Origin of the sequence: Pseudomonas lyxosi, from assembly GCF_047758685.1 — a bacterium.
Lineage (GTDB): Bacteria > Pseudomonadota > Gammaproteobacteria > Pseudomonadales > Pseudomonadaceae > Aquipseudomonas > Aquipseudomonas lyxosi.
Map to the genome: position 1 here is coordinate 6,134,410 of NZ_CP180481.1, position 20,642 is coordinate 6,155,051.

The window sequence follows — 20,642 nt, forward strand, 5'->3', positions numbered from 1 at the left end:
GGGAGCGAGCTTGCTCGCGATGAGGCCCTTCCGGACGATATAGACTTCACCTCATGACCACTCCACTCCCCTGCTACCACTGCGCCCTGCCCGTCCCGGCCGGCAGCCGCTTCACCGCTGCCGTCCTCGGTGAAACCCGCGAGTTCTGCTGCCCGGGTTGCCAGGCCGTGGCCGAAGCCATTGTGGCCGGTGGACTGGAAACCTATTACCAGCATCGCAGCGAGTCATCGGCCAACCCCGAAGCCTTGCCGGTGCAGTTGGTGGACGAACTGGCGCTGTACGACCGTGCCGACGTGCAAGCCCCCTTCGTTCGCCACGAAGGCGAACTCGCCGAAACCACCCTGTTGATGGAAGGCATCAGTTGCGCCGCCTGCGGCTGGCTGATCGAGAAACACCTGCGCGGCTTGCCAGCGGTGGCCGAAGCACGCCTCAACCTGTCCAACCATCGCCTGCACGTACGCTGGGCCGATGCGCAACTGCCGCTGAGCCAGGTCCTCAGCGAATTGCGCCACATCGGTTACGCCGCGCATCCCTATCAGGCCGACCGCGCCAGCGAACAACTGGCCAGCGAAAACCGCCTGGCCCTGCGTCAACTCGGCGTGGCCGGGTTGCTGTGGTTTCAGGCGATGATGGCAACCATGGCCACCTGGCCGGAATTCAACATCGACCTCAGTCCCGAGCTGCACACCATCCTGCGTTGGGTCGCGCTATTTCTCACCACCCCGATCGTGTTCTACAGCTGCGCGCCATTCTTCAAAGGCGCGATGCGTGACTTGCGCACCCGGCACCTGACCATGGACGTCTCGGTGTCGCTGGCAATTGGCAGCGCCTACATCGCCGGGATCTGGACCTCAATCACCGGCGTCGGTGAGCTGTATTTCGATGCGGTCGGCATGTTCGCGCTGTTCCTGCTGGCTGGGCGTTATCTCGAACGTCGCGCCCGCGAACGCACCGCCGCCGCCACCGCACAACTCGTCAATCTGTTACCCGCCTCGTGCCTACGCCTGAGTGCCGATGGCCAGAGCGAACGAATCCTGCTCAGCGAACTGCGTGTAGGCGATCAGGTGCTGGTGCATCCCGGCGCGATCCTCCCGGCTGACGGCAAGATCCTCGACGGCCAATCGAGCATCGACGAATCCCTGCTCACCGGCGAATACCTGCCGCAACCGCGCACGCCGGGCGATGCGGTCACCGCCGGCACCCTGAACGTCGAGGGTGCGCTGACCGTGGAAGTCCTTGCCCTCGGCCAGGACACCCGACTGTCCGCCATCGTCCGCCTGCTGGACCGCGCACAGGCCGAGAAGCCGCGACTGGCGGAAATTGCCGACCGCGCCGCGCAATGGTTCCTGCTGCTGTCGCTGATTGCCGCTGCCGTCATCGGCCTGATCTGGTGGGAACTGGATTCTTCGCGAGCCTTCTGGATTGTGTTGGCGATGCTCGTTGCGACGTGCCCGTGCGCCTTGTCCCTGGCCACGCCGACCGCCCTCACAGCCGCTACCGGTACGCTGCACAAGCTAGGTTTGCTGCTGACTCGCGGCCATGTGCTGGAAGGTCTGAATCAGATCGACACGGTGATTTTCGACAAGACCGGCACGCTCACCGAAGGGCGCCTGGCGTTGCGTTCGATCCGCCCGCTCGGCGCACTCAACAGCGATCAATGCCTGAGCCTGGCCGCCGCCCTGGAAAACCGCTCTGAACACCCGATCGCCCGCGCGTTTGGCCGGGCGCCGCTGGCTGCCGAAGAAGTCCACAGCACGCCCGGACTTGGCCTCGAAGGACTGGTCGGCGAACAACGCCTGCGCATCGGCCAACCGGGTTTTGTCTGTGAACTCAGTGGCGCTGCCGTGCCGTTAATGCCGGACGAAGCCGGCCAATGGCTGTTGCTCGGCGACAGCCAGGGACCTTTGGCATGGTTTGTTCTCGACGACCGCCTGCGTGCCGATGCACCTGCCCTGCTCGCCGCCTGCAAGGCTCGCGGCTGGCACACATTGCTGCTGTCCGGCGACAGCTCGCCGATGGTCGCCAGTGTCGCCGCAGAACTGGGCATCGATGAAGCCCGTGGCGGTTTGCGTCCGGACGATAAATTGCAGGTCCTGCAACAGCTGCACAAGGAAGGCCGCAAGGTGTTGATGCTCGGTGACGGGGTCAACGACGTGCCAGTGCTGGCCGCCGCCGACATCAGCGTGGCCATGGGTTCGGCCACCGATCTGGCGAAAACCAGTGCCGATGCGGTGCTGCTGTCGAACCGCCTCGATGCACTGGTACAAGCCTTTAGCCTGGCTCGACGCACCCGCCGGGTAATCATCGAGAACCTGCTGTGGGCCGGGCTGTACAATGGCCTCATGTTGCCGTTCGCCGCCCTCGGCTGGATCACTCCGGTATGGGCCGCGGTTGGCATGTCCATCAGTTCGTTGACCGTGGTGCTGAACGCCCTGCGCCTGACTCGCATGCCAAACACGCCTGCGATCAGCGCCACGCCAGAAACCCGTCCGCTGCCGGCTTGAGCCGCGCGGGCATGGAGTCCAGATGCCAGCTCTCTACGTGATGATCCCGGCCGCGCTGCTGATCGTGGCCATCGCCATTTACATCTTCTTCTGGGCAGTCGACAGCGGTCAGTACGACGACCTCGACGGCCCGGCCCACAGCATCCTTTTTGACGACCAGGACCCGAACCACAAAGCCGCGGTCGACGAAGCCAGCGGTCAGCCGGCCAAACCGGACGACAAGGCGCCACCCCATGCTTGAGTTGGCGCCGCTGCTGGTGTCTGCGGTGATTCTCGGTCTGCTCGGTGGCGGGCATTGCCTGGGCATGTGCGGCGGCTTGATGGGCGCGTTGACCCTGGCGATTCCCAAGGAGCAACGCAGCCGACGCTTTCGACTGCTGCTGGCCTACAACCTGGGGCGAATTCTCAGCTATGCAACGGCCGGCCTGCTGATCGGCCTGGCCGGTTGGGCGGTGGCCAACAGCCCGGCGGCGATGTTCATGCGCGTCATCGCCGGATTGCTGTTGGTCGCCATGGGTCTGTACCTCGCTGGCTGGTGGAGCGGCCTGACCCGCATTGAAAGCCTCGGTCGCGGCCTGTGGCGGCACATCCAGCCGGTTGCCAACAAACTGCTGCCGGTGTCGAGCGTCCCCCGCGCGTTGCTGCTGGGCGCGCTCTGGGGCTGGCTGCCGTGCGGGCTGGTTTACAGCACCCTGCTGTGGTCGGCGAGTCAGGGCAATGCGCTGGACAGTGCGCTCTTGATGCTCGCGTTCGGGCTCGGCACCTGGCCGGTGTTGCTCGCCACGGGGTTGGCGGCAGAGCGGGTCACGGCGTTGTTGCGCAAACGTAGCGTGCGGATGACGGGCGGATTACTGGTGATCCTGTTCGGCATCTGGACTTTGCCGGGGCCGCATCAGCATTTGTTGATGGGGCATTAATCGACCGTTGATGCAAATCAAGATGCCCCACCGCGCCTCCCCCTAGACTCGCTGACACTGCCAGCCTATCCGGGGAATGCCCGCATGATGCTCGACGCCATTCGTTGGGATACAGATCTGATCCGCCGTTACGACCTGGCGGGACCGCGCTACACCTCCTACCCGACCGCGGTGCAATTCGACGGTCAGGTCGGCACGTTCGACCTGTTCCACGCCCTGCGCGACAGCCGCAAAGCCCTGCGCCCGATATCGCTGTATGTGCACGTGCCGTTCTGCGCGAACATTTGCTACTACTGCGCCTGCAATAAAGTCATCACCAAGGACCGCGGCCGGGCCCAGCCCTATTTGCAGCGCCTTGAGCAGGAAATCCAGCTGATCGCCTGCCATCTCGACCCCGCGCAGAAAGTCGAGCAACTGCATTTCGGCGGCGGCACCCCGACCTTTCTCAGCCACGATGAACTGCGCCAGTTGATGGCCCAGTTGCGCAAAAGCTTCAACTTGCTGGACGACGATTCCGGCGACTACGGCATCGAAATCGACCCTCGCGAAGCCGACTGGTCGACCATGGGCCTGCTCCGTGAACTGGGTTTCAACCGGGTCAGTATCGGCCTGCAAGACCTCGACCCGGCGGTGCAACGAGCGGTCAACCGCTTGCAAAGCCTGGAGGAAACCCGCGCGGTGATCGACGCTGCCCGCACGCTGCAGTTTCGCTCGATCAACATTGACCTGATCTATGGCTTGCCGAGGCAGACACCCGAGAATTTCGCCCGCACCGTCGATGAAGTGATCAACCTGCAACCCGACCGCCTCTCGGTGTTCAACTACGCGCACCTGCCGGAACGCTTCATGCCGCAACGGCGAATCAACAGCGACGAACTGCCGACACCAGCGCAAAAACTGGAAATACTCCAGGGCACCATCGAGCAGTTGACCAAGGCCGGTTACCGCTACATCGGCATGGACCACTTCGCGCTGCCCGACGATGAACTGGCGATTGCTCAGGAAGAATCGACCCTGCAACGCAACTTCCAGGGCTACACCACACACGGTCATTGCGACCTGATTGGTCTGGGCGTGTCGGCCATCAGCCAGATCGGCGACTTGTATTGCCAGAACAGCAGCGACCTGAATCAGTACCAGAACACGCTGGCCAGCGCGCAGCTGGCCACCAGCCGCGGCCTGCTGTGCAACGCCGATGACCGCCTGCGACGTGCGGTCATCCAACAACTGATCTGTAACTTCAGTCTGGAATTCGCCGAGATCGAACACGCCTTCAACATCGACTTTCAGGGTTACTTCGGCGGACTCTGGCCACAGTTGCAGGGAATGGCCGACGACGGGCTGATCGAACTTGATAACGAACGGATTACCGTATTGCCCGCCGGACGATTGCTGGTGCGTTCGGTGTGCATGGTGTTCGACGCGTACCTGGAACAGCACAATCACCAGCGGTTTTCGCGGGTGATCTAGCCATTACTTCACTGCCGGTCTGCGAAACGCTGACTTTACGACCCTGCGACAAAATCGCCGCGTGCCTGAATGTCCTCCCGTGGGTTACCCTTACGGCTTATGTGTGTTTTTCCCACAAGGATTGAAGAAATGTCCGAGCCAGTAAAGCTGCGCGCTCATAGCCAGGCCCATTGCAAGGATTGCAGCCTGGCCCCCCTCTGCTTGCCACTTTCTTTGAATCTGGAAGACATGGATGCGCTGGACGAAATCGTTAAACGTGGCCGCCCGCTGAAAAAGGGCGAATTCCTGTTCCGCCAGGGCGACACGTTCGATTCCGTTTATGCAGTACGCTCTGGCGCCCTGAAAACCTTCAGCCTGAGCGATGGCGGCGAAGAACAACTCACCGGTTTTCACCTGCCGAGTGAACTGGTCGGCCTGTCGGGCATGGACACCGAAAAACACCCGGTCTCGGCGCAAGCCATGGAAACCACATCGGTGTGTGAAATTCCTTTCGACCGCCTCGACGAACTGTCGGTGCAACTGCCGCAACTGCGTCGTCAGTTGATGCGCGTGATGAGTCGCGAGATTCGCGACGACCAGCAAATGATGTTGCTGCTGTCGAAAAAAACCGCCGACGAGCGCATCGCCACGTTCCTGGTCAACCTGTCGGCCCGTTTCCGCGCCCGGGGGTTCTCGGCCAACCAGTTCCGCCTGAGCATGTCGCGCAACGAAATCGGCAATTACCTGGGCCTGGCGGTGGAAACCGTGTCCCGGGTGTTTACGCGTTTCCAGCAAAACGAACTGATCGCCGCCGAAGGCAAGGAAATCCATATCCTCGACCCGATCCAGCTCTGCGCCCTGGCCGGCGGTTCGCTAGACGGCTGATTTCGGCGTTTGCGGCTGAGCGAAACGGTTCAGCCGCCGTTATACTGCATCGTTTGCAGCCTGCCAGGACACCTCGACGATGGTCTTCGACTCCTTCGACATCAAATCCCTCATCCGCCCTGTGATCGACTTTCCCAAGCCGGGCGTGATCTTTCGCGACATTACCCCGCTGTTCCAGTCGCCCACGGCCTTGCGCCTGGTGATGGACAGCTTCGCCCACCGTTATGTCGAGGCTGACTTCACCCACATCGGTGCGATGGACGCGCGTGGTTTTCTGATCGGTTCGGTCCTGGCCTATCAGCTGAACAAGCCGCTGGTGCTGTTCCGCAAGCAAGGCAAGCTGCCGGCCGACGTGCTGGCCGAGGGTTATGCGACCGAATACGGCGAAGCTTTCCTCGAAGTCCACGCCGACAGCCTGTGCGAGGGCGATTCGGTGGTGATGTTCGATGACCTGATCGCCACGGGCGGGACGCTGATTGCGGCGGCGAACCTGGTTCGACGCATGGGCGCGCGAGTTCACGAAGCGGCGGCGATCATTGATTTGCCAGAGTTGGGCGGGTCGCAGCGTCTGGAAGATATGGGGATTCCAACGTTTTGCCTGACGCAGTTTGCGTTGAGCGATAAGTAAGGCGGCGCCTGGACTGACGCCTTCGCGAGCAAGCCCGCTCCCACATTGGCTCTCCTGTCAGACACAAGATTTATGTACGCAGGAGATCCTATGTGGGAGCGGGCTTGCTCGCGAAAGCGTCAGCCGCAACACCGCAAAAACTCAAAGCCCCATCTGCTTGCTGATGATCTCGTTCATCACTTCCCGCGTCCCCCCTCCAATCGAAAGAATGCGGTTATCGCGGTACAGCCGCTCCACCAAGCTCTCACGCATGTAGCCGAGACCACCCAGAATCTGCACAGCATCCGTAGTAATCCGATCAGCCGTATCGGTAGCAAAATTCTTGGCCATGGAAATCTCCTTGATCACACTCTGCCCCGCCGTCATTTTCGCCGCCTGGCGGTAGGTGAATTCCCGTGACACTTCCAGCGCCGTGGCCATTTCCGCAAGGCGATGCTTGAGTACCTGAAATTTGCCGATGGGTTTACCGAATGCTTCACGTTGACGAGCCCATTTCAGGCTCTCTTCCAGCGCCAGTTGCGCGGTCATGTTGGCCATTAGCGCCAGCGCCAGGCGCTCGCTCTGGAAGTTACCCATGATGCAGGCGAAGCCCATGTTTTCGGCGCCAATCAGATTTCCTACCGGCACCCGGCAATCGTCGAAGAACAGTTCGGCGGTGTCCGACGCCCACCAACCCATTTTCTTCAACTGACGGCCTACGGTGAAACCGGGTGTGCCCCTCTCGATCAACAGCAGGCTGATGCCAGCGAATCCCGGCGCACCGGTACGCACCGCGACGGTGTAGAAATCCGCGCGAACGCCACTGGTGATAAAGGTTTTGCTGCCGCTGACCCGGTAGAACTCGCCGTCACGTACGGCGCGGGTTTGCAGGTTGGCGACGTCGGAGCCGCCGCTGGGCTCGGTCACGGCCAGGGCGCTGATCTTCTCGCCGGCGAGCACCTGAGGCACAACGCGATCGCGAACTTCAGGCCTGGCCCACTTGAGGATCGGCGGCAGGCCGATGTCCAGCGAGCCGAGCCCCGCCACCAGACCGCCGGAGCCACAGCGCATCAACTCTTCGCTGGCGGCGACCTTGGCGAACAGATCACCTTCGTGACTGCCACCCATGGCTTCGGGGTAACCGATCCCCAGAATCCCCGCCGCGCCGGCCTTGAGGTAGAGCTCGCGGGGAAAGCTTTCGGCTTCTTCCCACTGGTCGATGTCCGGCAAGATCTCGCGCTCGACGAAACGTCTGACGCTGTCGCGGACCAATTGGTGGCTGGGGTCGAAGTATTCCTGAAAGGCAGGCATCGGCGAACTCCACTGAAGGTTCAGCGAAGTTAACCGAGCGCTTGCTTGGCTTTCAACAGGATTGTGTGAATCAGATGGACCGAGGCGCACCCATCGCGAGCAAGCCCGCTCCCACATTGGATTTGTGGTGTTTACAAAACCCCTGTGGGAGCGAGCTTGCTCGCGATGGCGTCAGTTCAAACACTACAAAGCGATCGGCTTACGCCCGGCAAACGAATGCGCCAGCGTCCCGCCATCCACCAATTCCAGCTCGCCGCCCAATGGCACGCCGTGGGCGATGCGCGAGGCGATCAGGCCTTTGTTGCTGAGCAACTGGGCAATGTAATGCGCTGTGGCTTCACCTTCCACGGTCGGGTTGGTCGCCAGAATGACTTCAGTGAACGTGCCCGCCTCTTCGATCCGCGCCAGCAGTTGCGGAATACCGATGGCTTCCGGCCCGAGTCCGTCGAGTGGCGACAGATGGCCCTTGAGCACGAAGTAGCGACCACGGAAACCGGTCTGCTCCACCGCGTAGACGTCCATCGGCCCTTCCACCACGCAGAGCAAGGTGTCGTCGCGACGGGTATCGGCGCATTGCGGGCAGAGATCGTCTTCGGTCAGCGTGCGGCACAACCGACAGTGACCCACCCCTTCCATGGCCTGGCTCAGCGCCAAGGCGAGTCGCGAGCCGCCGCTGCGATCACGCTCGAGCAGCTGCAACGCCATGCGTTGGGCAGTTTTCTGACCCACACCTGGCAAAATTCGCAGGGCGTCGATCAGTTGGCGAATCAAAGGGCTGAAGCTCATGGGGAAAAGTCCGACAAAACAACGAGACGCGGTTTATACCCGCGCCTCTGTTTAGCGTCAATTACTCAGTCCTGGGCGACCCGCACAACCAGTTTACCGAAGTTGCGTCCTTCCAGCAGACCGATGAACGCTTCAGGTGCCTGCTCCAGGCCATCGACCACGTCTTCGCGGAACTTCACCTTGCCGTCGCGCACCCACGGCGCCATGGCGCTGACGAATTCCGGCTGACGATCACCGTAGTCGTCGAACACGATGAAACCCTGGATTCGCACACGCTTGGTCAGCAGCGTGCGCTGCAATTGCGGCAGACGATCCGGGCCGGTCGGTGCTTCATTAGCGTTGTAGGACGCGATCAGTCCGCAGAGTGGAATTCGCGCCTTGGGCTTGAGCAGCGGCAGCACGGCATCGAACACCTTGCCGCCGACGTTTTCGTAATAGATGTCGATGCCTTCGGAGCACGCCTTGGCCAATTCATCGGCGAAGTTCGGGCTCTTGTGATCGATGCAGGCATCAAAACCCAGCTCATCGACCACATAACGGCACTTGTCCGCGCCACCGGCCACGCCGACCACGCGCAAGCCCTTGATCTTCGCCACCTGACCGACCACCGAACCCACGGCGCCGGATGCAGCCGCAACCACCAGGGTTTCGCCGGCCTTGGGCTGGCCGATGTCCATCAGCCCCATATACGCAGTCATGCCGGGCATGCCCAACACGCCCAACGCCATTGACGGGCTCGGCAGCCCGGACGGCACCGGAATGATGTCGCGACCGTCGCTGAGGCTGTGGCTCTGCCAACCGGTAGAACCGACCACCAGATCACCTTCGTGGAATTTCGGATTCAGCGAGCGCTCGACTCGGCTGACAGCGCCACCGGTCATCACCTCGCCGATTTCCACCGGTGCCGCGTAGGACGGCGCGTCGCTCATGCGTCCGCGCATGTAGGGATCGAGTGACAGGTAGAGGGTCTTGAGCAGCACCTGACCGTCGGCCAGGTCCGGCAGCGCAACGCGCTCCAGGCGGAAATTCTCCGGCGTCGGCGCGCCTACCGGGCGGGACGCCAGGACGATACGTTGGTTGAGGGTCAATGCTTGTGGCATGTGAGCTTCTCCTTTTGATCGATGAATTCGGCGGTATAGGGGAGCAGACACTTGTGGTGATGACGCGTTCGATGTTTCTGGTCCCGATCGGTGTGCCAGAAACAAAAATGCCAAGCGCGATGCCTGGCATTTTTTTGTAGCCCATCCGACGCGCTTTGGCGAATCAGAATGGCAGTTTCATACCCGGTGGCAGTTGCATGCCAGCGGTCATGCCGGACATTTTGTCCTGGCTGTTGGCTTCGATCTTGCGCACGGCATCGTTGACGGCGGCGGCGAACACAGCCTCCAGCATCTCTTTGTCGTCTTCGCTCAAGCCTTCGACCAGGCTTGGATCGATGGTCACGCGCTTGACGTCGTGACGACCGGTCATCACCACGGTGACCATATCGCCACCGGCTTTACCGGTGACTTCGGCGTTGGCCAGCTCTTCCTGCATCTTGGCCATTTTTTCCTGCATCTGCTGTGCCTGCTTCATCAGGCCGGCCATGCCACCTTTCATCATGGGAATCACCTCAAAAGTACTTGGATAAATACAGCGCCCGGCCCTTTCGGCCGAACGCCTTCAGTTATTAGCCCTGAGTGACCAGGGTCTCGACAGGTTCAATAGTATCGTTACGGACCACTGCACCGAACTGCTGCATCATTTGCTGGATGAACGGATCACCGTGGATCGACTCTTCGGCCTCGCGCTGACGGTTCGCACGGCGCCGGGACGCAGCCTGGGCCGGGGTTTCCTGCTCGGGCTTGATCAGCTCCATGCGCAGGGTCAGCGTACGCCCGTGAAACTGGTTCAACGCATCGTTCAAGCGACGCTGTTGAGTCGCGTTGAACAACGCGCTGTGAGCCGGGTCCAGGTGCATCAGCCAATTGTCACCGTCGACGGCGATCAGCGTGCAGTTGGCGGCGATGCTGCCGGTCATGCCGGAGATCGGCAGTTTCGGGAACAACTCCAGCCATTGCGCCGCCAGACCGGTGGCCGGCATGGCGGCCGGTTCAGGTTCGGCTTCCGGCGCTGGCTCAGCGGTGTGTTCGCTGGCCAGTTCATCGAGGTAGCTGTAGGCCGACTCCATGTCCGGCTCGATGTAGTCCTCGTCCAGCGGCGGCTCATCGTCCAGGTCCATGCCCGGCGTGGCTGCATCGACTTCGGCCACCGACGGCTCTGGAATCGGCGCAGCAGCCCACTCCGGTGCGTCCGGCACCACGCTGTCGGGGGTCGGCAATGGCATCGGCGCCAATTCGGGTTGTTCGCTGGCGGTTTCCAGCACCGGCTCGACGGCGGGTTGCTGAACGACTTCGGGTTCTATCGGGTCGTTCCAGGGCAAATCGACGACGGCTTCGACCGCTACTGCCTCAACAACAGGCTCAGGCACGACGACGGGCGCGACCGGCTCAGGCTCAGGCTCGGGCACTTGCACTGGAGCAACCACCGCCGCAACCGGTGCAGGCGCGACGGGTGCAACTGCCGCAGCGACTACCGGCGCAACAACGGGCGCGGCAGCCACTGAATTTGCGGAATCAACTGTGGCTTGGCTGATCCCCACTGGCTTTAGCGGTTGCCTCGGGGCGTCCGTGGTGTCTGCCGGCCGGAATGCGAGCATCCGCAGCAGGACCATTTCGAAGCCACCGCGCGGGTCTGGCGCCAGCGGCAAGTCGCGACGACCGATCAGGCCCATCTGGTAATAAAACTGCACGTCTTCGGCCGGCAAGGCCTGGGCCAGTGCCAGCACCCGGTCACGATCGCCATGACCGTTGTCGACGCCTTCAGGCAGGGCCTGGGCAATGGCGACACGGTGCAGCACGTTGAGAATTTCCGAGAGCACGCCGCTCCAGTCCGGGCCTTGTTCGGCCAGATGACGGACGGCTTCAAGCAATGCCTTGGCGTCGCCTTCGATCAGCGCATGCAGAACGTCGTAGACCTGACCGTGATCGAGCGTGCCGAGCATCGCCCGTACGTCGGCGGCCATGACTTTGCCTTCACCGAAGGCAATCGCCTGGTCGGTCAGGCTCATGGCGTCGCGCATCGAACCGTCGGCAGCACGACCCAGCAGCCACAGCGCGTCGTCTTCGAACGGCACGTTCTCGACACCCAGCACATGGGTCAAATGCTCGACAACACGCTCCGGCGTCATGTTCTTCAGAGAGAACTGCAGGCATCGCGAAAGAATGGTTGCAGGAAGTTTCTGCGGATCGGTCGTCGCCAGGATGAACTTGACGTAGGGCGGCGGCTCTTCAAGGGTTTTCAACAGCGCATTGAAGGAATGGCTGGAGAGCATGTGCACTTCGTCGATCAGGTAGACCTTGAAGCGCCCGCGGCTCGGCGCGTACTGCACGTTGTCGAGCAGTTCGCGGGTGTCCTCGACCTTGGTCCGGCTCGCGGCGTCGATCTCGATCAGGTCGACAAAGCGGCCTTCATCGATCTCGCGGCACACCGAGCACTCGCCGCAAGGCGTTGAAGTGATACCTGTTTCACAGTTCAGGCATTTGGCGATGATCCGCGCGATGGTGGTCTTGCCGACCCCGCGGGTACCGGTAAACAGATAGGCGTGGTGCAGCCGCTGGCTGTCCAAGGCATTGATCAGAGCCTTGAGCACATGGGTCTGGCCGACCATTTCGCGGAACGAGCGCGGACGCCATTTACGTGCAAGAACCTGATAACTCATCGAAAACCGTCGCAACTAAGGAACAGAAGCGGCTAATGCTAGCGGAGCAAGGCCAAAATTGCATCCGGTGCGCTCGTCTAATCTGGCTAAGATGGTCTTTGGGGGGCTTTTATCGGCTCGGGTTTTATCAGCACCGGAGCATTTATGCGGCGGGTCTTGGGGGCACTGCTGTTAATCAGCCTGAATGTCGCTGGCGCAGAGCCGCCATTGCGCTTCGCGGTGCCCGATAGTTGGGCGATGCCGATGGTGCAACTGGATCGCGGCCACCCCACCCAAGGCATCCTGCACGACGTAATGGTCAGCCTCGCGACCCAGGTCGGCGTGCCGGCCGAATTTCACGTGCTGCCTCGCACGCGAGTGCAAAACGCCATGGAGCACGGCGAAGTCGATATCCGCTGCTATGCGGCGCAGTCCTGGCAGCCGAATCAGTCCGGGGATTACATCTGGAGCATCCCACTTTGGTTTCAGCGCGACATGCTGATCAGCCGGCCAGATCCGCTGACCTCAGTGACGCCTGCGGACTTGTCGCGACAATCCATCGGCACGGTACTCGGCTACAGCTACCCGACCCTGCAACCGCTGTTTGACGCCGACCGACTGCATCGCGAAGACGCGCGCAACCAGGAACAGGTGCTGGAAAAACTCCTGGCCGGACGCTATCACTACGCCGTGAGCAATCAATGGACGCTGGACTGGTTCAATCAGCGCCTGCTGCCTGGTCGGCAACTGCAAGGCGTGGCGGTGTTGCAGGAACAGAGTGTCGGTTGTTATGTGCGCAACGATTCCAAGGTGCCCGTGCAGCGGATTTTGCGCACCTTGGAACGAATGAAAATGTCCGGGGAAATCGACGACATTATCCGACTGTATATCGGTGGCCCCGGAGACCTGTAGCAGCTGCCGAAGGCTGCGTTCGGCTGCGTAGCAGTCGTCAAAATCAGGCGCTTTGTTTTCCCGATAGATCCTGCACACCGGTTTTGCGACTGCTGCGCAGCCGAACGCAGCCTTCGGCAGCTGCTACATAGACCGCGTTCAGACTGCCTGCTCCAGTACCTGCCATTGCGCCGGAGCGACAAAACCCTCGACCCAGCCCGGTACTTCTGCGGGCGGCATCGGCTGGGCAATGAAGTAGCCTTGAGCAACTTCGCAGCCCAGGCGCAGCAACAATTCGCCATGCTCGATACTTTCCAGCCCTTCGGCGATCACCTGCCGACCAAAGGCCCGAGCCAGGCCAATGACCGCCATGGTCAGGGCCAGATCATCACGATCATTAAGGATGTCGCGCACGAACGACTTGTCGATCTTGATGGTTTGGGTTTGCAAACGCTTGAGGTAGCTGAGGGACGAATAACCGGTGCCAAAGTCCCCCAGTGAAAACTGCACCCCCAACGCCTGACAGGCCTGCAGACAGGCACTGACATGTTGAATGTTCTCGATCGCCACCGACTCGACGATTTCCAGATCGAGCATCTGCGGAGCCACCTGGGCATGCCGGGCGAGCACGTGCTTGAGCCGGTCGACGAAATCCGCGCGCTGGAAATGTCGTGCCGCAATATTAATGCTGACGGGCCAGCCCTGCCCCGCTTGCTGCCAATGGTGCAACTGCGACAGGACCTGATCCATCACCCACTCTCCAATGTCGATGATCAGGTCCGTTTCTTCCACCAGCGGCAAAAACTCCCGGGCCGGCACCATGCCGTGTTCCGGATGCTCCCAACGTAACAACGCCTCGAAGCCGACAACCTCGCCACGACGCATGTTCACCTTGGGCTGAAAATGCACACGCAACTCACCGGCAGCCAGCGCCTGGCGCACTCGCTCGACCGTCTGGTGAGTGGCCTTGACCTCCTGATCCCGGGAAACGTCGAACAAATGAAAGCGATTGCGACCGCGTTGTTTCGCCACGTACATGGCCTGATCGGCATGACGCAGCAGGGTTTCGGCATCTTCATTGTCGTCGGGGAACAAGGTGACGCCGATACTGGCAAACACATTGACGCCCTTGCCATGCAGCGAGTACGGCGCCGAAATGGCGCCCAGCACCCGGTTCAACGCCGCACGCAGTTCCGGCAGATCTCGCACGTATCGCAACACCAGCACAAACTCGTCACCGGCCAACCGTGCCACCACATCTTCGCCGCGCACAATGGTGCGTAAACGCTTGGCCACCTCGACCAACAGCAGATCGCCACTGGCATGCCCGTAGCCGTCGTTGACCGCTTTGAAGCCGTCGAGATCGAGCATGCACACCGCCAACGGGATGTTTTCGTGACGGGAGAACTCCAGCGCCTGATCCAGCAAATCCGAGAGGAACGCGCGATTCGGCAGCCCGGTCAGCACGTCATGCCCCACCCGCCATTGCAGTGAATGCAGCAATTGGTGTTTTTCGCTGATGTCGAAACGAATCGAAAGATAACGGTCAACCCGCCCGGTGGCGTTATCGAGCACCGGCACCATGGTGCTGTCGACCCAATACAGGCTGCCATCCTTGGCGCGATTACAAATTTCGCCTTTCCAGACCTTGCCCAAGGCGATGGTGCGCCACATGGCCGCGAAGAAATCGGCGGAATGCAGTCCCGAGTTGAGGAGACGATGATTCTGTCCGAGCAGTTCTTCGCGGCTGTAGCCGGAGACAGCACAGAACTGATCGTTGACGTGGGTGATCCGGCCGTTCAGATCGGTCTCGGAAAAAATCGCGGCGGCATCCACGGCCCTGCGGTATTTCTCATCCATGAGTCAGGCTCGCTGTGGCTAGCGGTGGTACCGCTCGACCCGTGCAGGATGCCCGGAAGAGGTGTTTTTATAGGTAATGCACAGAAACACGATGTCACTCCATGAACAGTGTTTGATGGTCTCCTGACAACAGAGATCAACTAACCTTAAAGGCCCCAGATACCCATTTTGAGCGGCGATTCTACGAAACGCATCACATTTTGCAAAGCAAGGTGATGGATCATGCAGTTGTCTAATGCAAAAATCTATCGTTAAGTTCTTGATTCTAAATGGGAATTAAGCGATGCAAATTTCAAGTTTGGGTGCGGCCATTCGGCGCTACCGCAAGGTCGCTGGGCTTACTCAGGCTGAACTCGGTGAAAAAACCGGTTTTGACCCCAAAACCATCAGCCGCTTCGAAACCGGCACCTACACCCCCAGCGTGGAAGCCTTGTTCCTGTTTGCCGATGTGCTGGGTGTGAAGCTGAAAGCCTTTTTCGCAGATTTAGGCGATGAAGACGAACAGCGGGCGTATCTGTTCGGTGTCATACATAAAGCCACCCCGAAGGATCTGGGAAAGCTGATTGCAGCGGTTGACCAGGCCTTGTCCAAGCCTTAGTGCCAGAAATAAAAAAGGAGGCCGAGCTGTCGTATTCGACAGCTCGGCCTCCTTTTATGTGTTCGCTCTGAAAACCGGAAACGAAAAAACACCGCCCTGGACACGATCCATGGCAGAGCAACAATAATATATTTTTAGACAGATCACGCGAGAGAGGACTCACGGCGCGTTATGGAGGCAACCCCACCAGCCACACCCCGGCACACAATGTTCCCGCTGTGGCTGCTTCCTTCCGGATCTGACCAGGTTCACGGGTAATCGTTGCGGGGGGACCGATGGGGTAAGGGTTTCAGGCTTTTGAGGTTGCTGGATATCTACCGTGCGAACGCGCTGCACGGGCAGTTAGAACTTGGGGTGTAGCCAGCACTGTCACACTTTGCTGTAACACTTTGGTGTCACACCCATGGCTTACATGATCAAGCGCGGAGCGCTCTACTACCTCAATCTCAAGCTGCCCAAGCATCTCTTCCCGAGGTGTCACACCTTGCGTTTGAGCCTGAACATTCGACATCGTCAACACGCACTCTTCCTGGCGACCTCACTCGCCCAGCAAGTCCACAACCACCTGAACGCACACCCTCTAGCAGACCTTCAGACGCTGCGTAGGCTGTGTTCGGAGTGGCGAGACTCTGCCCCCTCACCAACTATCCAGCCTTCTGCACGGAAGGCGCCAACCAATGCCGTGATCCGGAACAGCGCCGGCCCTACCCTCGCCACCTTGTCGAAGCTCTATATAGAAGAAGGAAAACGTGGCGGCACGTGGCGGGAGGTCAGCACCTTCGAGGTGGAACGTGCCTTACGCGATCTGTTCGAGTTGATCGGTGATATGCCCGCCGAAGCCTTCGACGCTCAGCAAGCTCGACTGCTGAAGGAGCGGCTAAGCCGATGCCCGCAATACTTCGGCCTACGCCCTGAATATAAAGGCAAGACTCTGAGGCAGGTGGTTGAGTCTGGCACCACTTACAAAACCATCACCGCCGTTACCGTAAACAACCGTCTACGCAAACTCTCTGCCTTCCTGAACTGGTGCAAGACAAATGGATACGTAGCGGACAATCCATTGATGGGACTCAAGGTCATGACCGGGTCAGCCAAGGAAGCCCGGCTGTCCTTTGATCGACAGGATCTGACGACCCTACTGGATCTGGTTGCACTCAAAACAGAAGCCCGCAAGCATCCATGGCGTTACTGGTTGCCGCTCCTTGGGAGAGCCACCGGGGCCCGACTGGAAGAACTCTGCCAATTGCGCGTGGATGACTTCATCGAACAACAGGGTATCCCGTGCATCCGCATCGATGACAGCCGCGAAGGCCAGAACCTGAAGAACTCCAGCAGCCGACGCATGCTCCCCTTGCACCCTGCACTGATCGACCTGGGGCTGTTGCAGCATGTTGAATCAGTCAGGAGCACCCGAGCAGATCGCCTGTTCCCTGAACTGGAAGCTGTGCGGGGGAAACTTGGTCACGCACCGTCGAAATGGTTCGGTCGGTACAAGACGAAGCTGGGCATCACTGATCCGAGGAAGACGTTCCACAGTTTCCGCCACACGCTCATTGATGATCTGCGAGATGCCGGGGTTCAGGACTCATTGATCAAACGGATTGCCGGACACGAGGATGGCGCGGTGACGTTCAGCATTTACGGCAGTCGCAACCCATTGAAGGCAATGGTGGACGCACTGCGACACATTGAGCTGGCACCTCACGCCCAAGCAGATGATCTAGGTCATGCATACCAAACATCCATGGGTGTGGAGACCAGCGATGAATGACATCCGCTTGCTGGCTGACATGATCGCCCGGCTTGAAAAACTAATAAGCCCTAGCCGTTACTGTTGACAAGATTGCCTTGAGCATCGACCAGCAGGGTTCACTTGTCGTTGCAGACATACCTTCAAGACCACAGCCAGACAGGTTGGAATCCCCAAGAGGTCAGCGATTGGATCACCGGTCACGCGTATTCAAACGAGGGTGACCGTTACGGGGTGAATCCCTTGTCCAGGATAGCAGAGGAAATACAGAAACTTCCGAGCATTGCAAAAGCCGCTGGACTAATACCCAGCGAATATAAAAGGGGGCTTCTCGGAGCAATATATTACCGAGAAGGCTCCCCAAGCAATTGCATCGAATTAAAAACAAACAAGCAACACTACAGTACACCACCAACAAAACAGCACCCATATCGATTTAATCAAATCATTGTTCGATATAAGTAAGCGAACCCCAAGCAACACCATTACAAGACCCCTAACATTAAAAAACTTTTGAAAGTGTTTAGAATCGGCCGAAAACGCGTTATAGTTATCTCAATTCAAACACAAATCCCCGCTGACACTACTGACAACCGTCATTGCCAGCCCGGATTTTATTCACCAAAAAAAAGGTATATTCGTAATGTCCAAGAAAACCATCTATACAGCTATCGCCGCCCCTGGGGCTGGGAAAACGCACGCCGTAATCAATAAGATTCCAGATTATATTGGAAACGGGCACAACGTCATCATGGCGCTTCCAACTTTAAAATTAAACGACGACATTTTGAAAAGCATGAAAAAAGCAAATCTAACCCCGCTGATCATTAACAGCAAACAGGATGAAATCAAACACAACAGAACATCGGTTACCAGGGTTCTGGCCGAAGTTCTTAAAAACAAGGATGCCCCCTTAATTATCATCACACACGACGCTCTGAGACGTACCGACCCCGCTCTTCTCAAAGGTTATATCTTGATCATTGATGAGCTTCCAGAAATCATGGATATCAATCATTTTTCCATGAAACCTAAAGAAGCAGAAGCAATTTACGCAGCCACTTATGCTATCCACAATCAATTAAAAATCTGGGATGATCGAATCACGGAAATTAAGGAACGGGTAAAGACTTATAAATCCTCCTTGTCGAATAGGGACACCGCCTCTACGTTATCAGCAGTGGAACACAAGATCTACGATACTATTTTGACCGGAAACATCGTGCTCTCCGAAACGGACAGCAACGGGAATATCAATGTCCACACCATTGTTGAAAAATCTGTTTTCGCCCAGATCGACCAGGCGAGAGAAACCCATATCCTGGCTGCAAATATTGAAGGAGGTATGTTTGACCTTTTTGCAAAAAAACTGGGATACCAATACGAGCGTTCTCTGTTTACCCCCGAACCTGCCAAGTATAACTGCGACATCTTTATTTATCCGATGATGAAAGGCAGCTGGTCGAAAACCAAAGTGCTAGCAAACGAAGAAGGAAACCAAGGACATACTCACGACGGGCAGAACAACCAAATCGTCGACCGGGTATTCGAGACAGCAATTCAGCATACGCCCAATGAGAGTTTCTTGGTCATTCAGAACTCATGGTCGAAATTCAGCGAAAATTATCGGCCTTCGACCCAAGAAGTAAAAACTGAAATTAAATTCGTCCCCATGGATTGTCGAGGGTTGAATTGCTACCAAGACAGTACTGCTGCGCTGTTGTTGTTTAGCGGGAAACCAAGCCCAAATGATAGGAACTGCCTAAAGATTGTAGGTGACAAGCACGGCTTCAGCTTAACTGAATTAATTGAAGCTTGGATCGTCAAAAACAAATACGAAGCTAGTTTGCAAGCCGTGACCCGTACTGCGATTCGAAATCGGTGCAATACCAAACCAGTATACTTCTATGTACAGGATACAGAAGTCGCGGACTACTTTAAACAGACTTACATGAGAGACGCTATCATTGATGATCGTCTCGCGCTAACCATTCCTACAAAACCAGATGGTAGGTCTAAAACCCCACCTGACGAGAAAGCCAAGGCCTTGACCTTTATCGGGCACGCTTTCAACAACGGTTTTAAACAGGCCGATATTAATAAGGCTGTGATGGAGTTTTGGAGCGTAGCGGAGAGAACTGCCCGTACATGGACAAAGAACGTACGCGAAAGCTTACAATCCAAGCCTGTCGAGGGCCTTGAAAGGTTCTTCGCATAATACTGATTCCGCCCGGTGCAAGCTGGGCGGCCAGCCTGCATAGAAACGGCTGCAATACGAAGAGTACCTCTTAGAGATATAGCCGCCTCTAAGACCTTTGAGGTCTTTAAACTTCTAAAACCTTGAAGGCGCTCTATAACTGAAAACCTATATCAATCAAGACCGAAATTAGAATGCACGAAGTGCGTTCTACCGTGCGAAGCGCGGATATACTCGGTTCAATTGATTCTCCGCCCCGTACCGGGGCACACTCGCGAGCTCGTGTAATCAAAGTTAACAGACCATAACCCTAGCGATCATCTATGATGTTTTAAAAGCATAGAGATTTAACAAACACATCCGTTCCGATTGCCCACGGCGTCACCTCGGACATTAACCAGGAGTTTCACATCAAACGCTATGCAGCTTGAGTAAAATCACACCCCGCATAGAACAACACAAAATATTAATATAAAAACATTTCTTGTTATTTTTAATGCCACAACCTTCGCTGGCCACAGCCTAAAAACCTGAGGACAAGTGATATGGCTATTGTACCAATGCGCCAAAACACGCCATTTAGAGGCGTTTCCTTACACAACAGTATGATAGAGCGACCAGACCACATAGCACTGGCCTTATGTGCCTTTTTATATTTTCAAGCTGAGTCATTCCATCCTATGACCTAATAAAATCGGGGCATCCTAGAGGACACAATACAACAGATCAAATAACCTTCAGAAATAAATGCGTATGAAAAAGCCCCTGAAAACGGGGCTTATATCTTTAACTTTTATGCTACCTTCAAACTGAACCAAACTTATACATAATGAGGAGCGACGATATCAAGGCACTGTTGACGCACCTCGAGCCTCAGCACGGTTTAGGCCTGCATGAGTTCGCTCGATCTGCGTCGATCAACTGCGACACCCACAACCAAAGTACAGGAATTAAAATCCAAAGGGCTCGTCCAATCAGCCACCGCATCTGACCTAGGAGTCAACCTGAGCACTGTCAAAAGGTTGGGGAACAAGGCCGGGTAAACTCACCCACGATCCCTTCACCTTACCTAAGGTTTGACACCCCCTATTTTAGGGGCTGAAGCCCTATTTGGATCCCCTTGGCCTGATTAGAACTAGGCTCTAAGT

16 protein-coding genes and 1 other RNA gene are annotated in these 20,642 nt (G+C 57.9%); 10 read left to right on the plus strand and 7 right to left on the minus strand.

Annotated elements, in window-relative coordinates; all coding sequences use genetic code 11:
- The first annotated feature begins 53 nt into the window (after window positions 1–53).
- From ACMXYI_RS28185 to ACMXYI_RS28210, 6 genes are all read left to right on the plus strand, one after another.
- Window positions 54–2,504: a heavy metal translocating P-type ATPase gene (locus tag ACMXYI_RS28185; protein ID WP_415770260.1), complete on the plus strand. Its 2,451-nt coding sequence runs from the start codon at window positions 54–56 to the stop codon at window positions 2,502–2,504.
- Window positions 2,505–2,526: 22 nt separating this feature from the next.
- Complete coding sequence (gene ccoS / locus ACMXYI_RS28190) at window positions 2,527–2,745, plus strand: cbb3-type cytochrome oxidase assembly protein CcoS (RefSeq protein ID WP_102616084.1); 219 nt, start codon at window positions 2,527–2,529, stop codon at window positions 2,743–2,745.
- Window positions 2,738–3,421 (plus strand): sulfite exporter TauE/SafE family protein, encoded by a 684-nt coding sequence (locus tag ACMXYI_RS28195; RefSeq protein ID WP_415770261.1) that lies wholly within the window; start codon window positions 2,738–2,740, stop codon window positions 3,419–3,421. Before ccoS ends, ACMXYI_RS28195 begins: the two co-directional genes overlap by 8 nt.
- Window positions 3,422–3,508: 87 nt before the next feature.
- On the plus strand, window positions 3,509–4,891 hold the full coding sequence (gene hemN, locus ACMXYI_RS28200) for an oxygen-independent coproporphyrinogen III oxidase (RefSeq protein ID WP_415773993.1): 1,383 nt from the start codon (window positions 3,509–3,511) through the stop codon (window positions 4,889–4,891).
- A gap of 129 nt (window positions 4,892–5,020) precedes the next feature.
- The gene (gene fnr / locus ACMXYI_RS28205; RefSeq protein WP_415770263.1) at window positions 5,021–5,755 is read left to right on the plus strand and encodes a fumarate/nitrate reduction transcriptional regulator Fnr; all 735 of its coding nucleotides are present in this window, start codon (window positions 5,021–5,023) and stop codon (window positions 5,753–5,755) included.
- A 79-nt stretch (window positions 5,756–5,834) separates the two neighbouring features.
- Window positions 5,835–6,383: an adenine phosphoribosyltransferase gene (locus ACMXYI_RS28210; RefSeq protein ID WP_008146813.1), complete on the plus strand. Its 549-nt coding sequence runs from the start codon at window positions 5,835–5,837 to the stop codon at window positions 6,381–6,383.
- Between the two features lie 141 nt (window positions 6,384–6,524).
- Here ACMXYI_RS28210 and ACMXYI_RS28215 read toward each other — a convergent pair whose 3' ends face one another.
- The 5 genes from ACMXYI_RS28215 to dnaX form a co-directional block, all read right to left on the minus strand.
- Window positions 6,525–7,673 (minus strand): acyl-CoA dehydrogenase family protein, encoded by a 1,149-nt coding sequence (locus ACMXYI_RS28215; RefSeq protein ID WP_415770265.1) that lies wholly within the window; start codon window positions 7,671–7,673, stop codon window positions 6,525–6,527.
- 183 nt (window positions 7,674–7,856) lie between these two features.
- Window positions 7,857–8,459, minus strand: a complete 603-nt coding sequence (recR, locus tag ACMXYI_RS28220) for a recombination mediator RecR (RefSeq protein ID WP_033055661.1) — start codon at window positions 8,457–8,459, stop codon at window positions 7,857–7,859.
- A 65-nt stretch (window positions 8,460–8,524) separates the two neighbouring features.
- Window positions 8,525–9,559 carry an NADP-dependent oxidoreductase gene (locus ACMXYI_RS28225; protein WP_415770267.1) on the minus strand — a complete coding sequence of 345 codons (1,035 nt, stop codon included), beginning with the start codon at window positions 9,557–9,559 and terminating at the stop codon, window positions 8,525–8,527.
- A 163-nt stretch (window positions 9,560–9,722) separates the two neighbouring features.
- Window positions 9,723–10,061, minus strand: a complete 339-nt coding sequence (locus tag ACMXYI_RS28230; RefSeq protein WP_008028561.1) for a YbaB/EbfC family nucleoid-associated protein — start codon at window positions 10,059–10,061, stop codon at window positions 9,723–9,725.
- A gap of 67 nt (window positions 10,062–10,128) precedes the next feature.
- Window positions 10,129–12,219 carry a DNA polymerase III subunit gamma/tau gene (gene dnaX / locus ACMXYI_RS28235; protein WP_415770268.1) on the minus strand — a complete coding sequence of 697 codons (2,091 nt, stop codon included), beginning with the start codon at window positions 12,217–12,219 and terminating at the stop codon, window positions 10,129–10,131.
- A gap of 144 nt (window positions 12,220–12,363) precedes the next feature.
- Here dnaX and ACMXYI_RS28240 point away from each other — a divergent pair, with 144 nt between their 5' ends.
- Window positions 12,364–13,110 (plus strand): substrate-binding periplasmic protein, encoded by a 747-nt coding sequence (locus tag ACMXYI_RS28240; protein WP_415770270.1) that lies wholly within the window; start codon window positions 12,364–12,366, stop codon window positions 13,108–13,110.
- A gap of 138 nt (window positions 13,111–13,248) precedes the next feature.
- Here ACMXYI_RS28240 and ACMXYI_RS28245 read toward each other — a convergent pair whose 3' ends face one another.
- On the minus strand, window positions 13,249–14,949 hold the full coding sequence (locus tag ACMXYI_RS28245; RefSeq protein ID WP_415770272.1) for a putative bifunctional diguanylate cyclase/phosphodiesterase: 1,701 nt from the start codon (window positions 14,947–14,949) through the stop codon (window positions 13,249–13,251).
- Between the two features lie 283 nt (window positions 14,950–15,232).
- Here ACMXYI_RS28245 and ACMXYI_RS28250 point away from each other — a divergent pair, with 283 nt between their 5' ends.
- Window positions 15,233–15,547: a helix-turn-helix domain-containing protein gene (locus ACMXYI_RS28250; RefSeq protein ID WP_008146799.1), complete on the plus strand. Its 315-nt coding sequence runs from the start codon at window positions 15,233–15,235 to the stop codon at window positions 15,545–15,547.
- Between the two features lie 181 nt (window positions 15,548–15,728).
- On the opposite strand, the gene ffs is transcribed toward ACMXYI_RS28250, so the two are convergent.
- An RNA gene (ffs, locus tag ACMXYI_RS28255) (signal recognition particle sRNA small type) lies at window positions 15,729–15,825 on the minus strand.
- Between the two features lie 125 nt (window positions 15,826–15,950).
- On the opposite strand from ffs, the gene ACMXYI_RS28260 reads away from it, so the two are divergent.
- Both ACMXYI_RS28260 and ACMXYI_RS28265 read left to right on the plus strand, forming a co-directional pair.
- A complete protein-coding gene (locus tag ACMXYI_RS28260; protein ID WP_415770274.1) occupies window positions 15,951–17,318 on the plus strand; it encodes a site-specific integrase in 1,368 nt (455 codons plus the stop codon).
- Window positions 17,319–17,940: 622 nt separating this feature from the next.
- The gene (locus tag ACMXYI_RS28265) at window positions 17,941–19,515 is read left to right on the plus strand and encodes a hypothetical protein (RefSeq protein ID WP_415770276.1); all 1,575 of its coding nucleotides are present in this window, start codon (window positions 17,941–17,943) and stop codon (window positions 19,513–19,515) included.
- The last annotated feature ends 1,127 nt before the right edge of the window (window positions 19,516–20,642 follow it).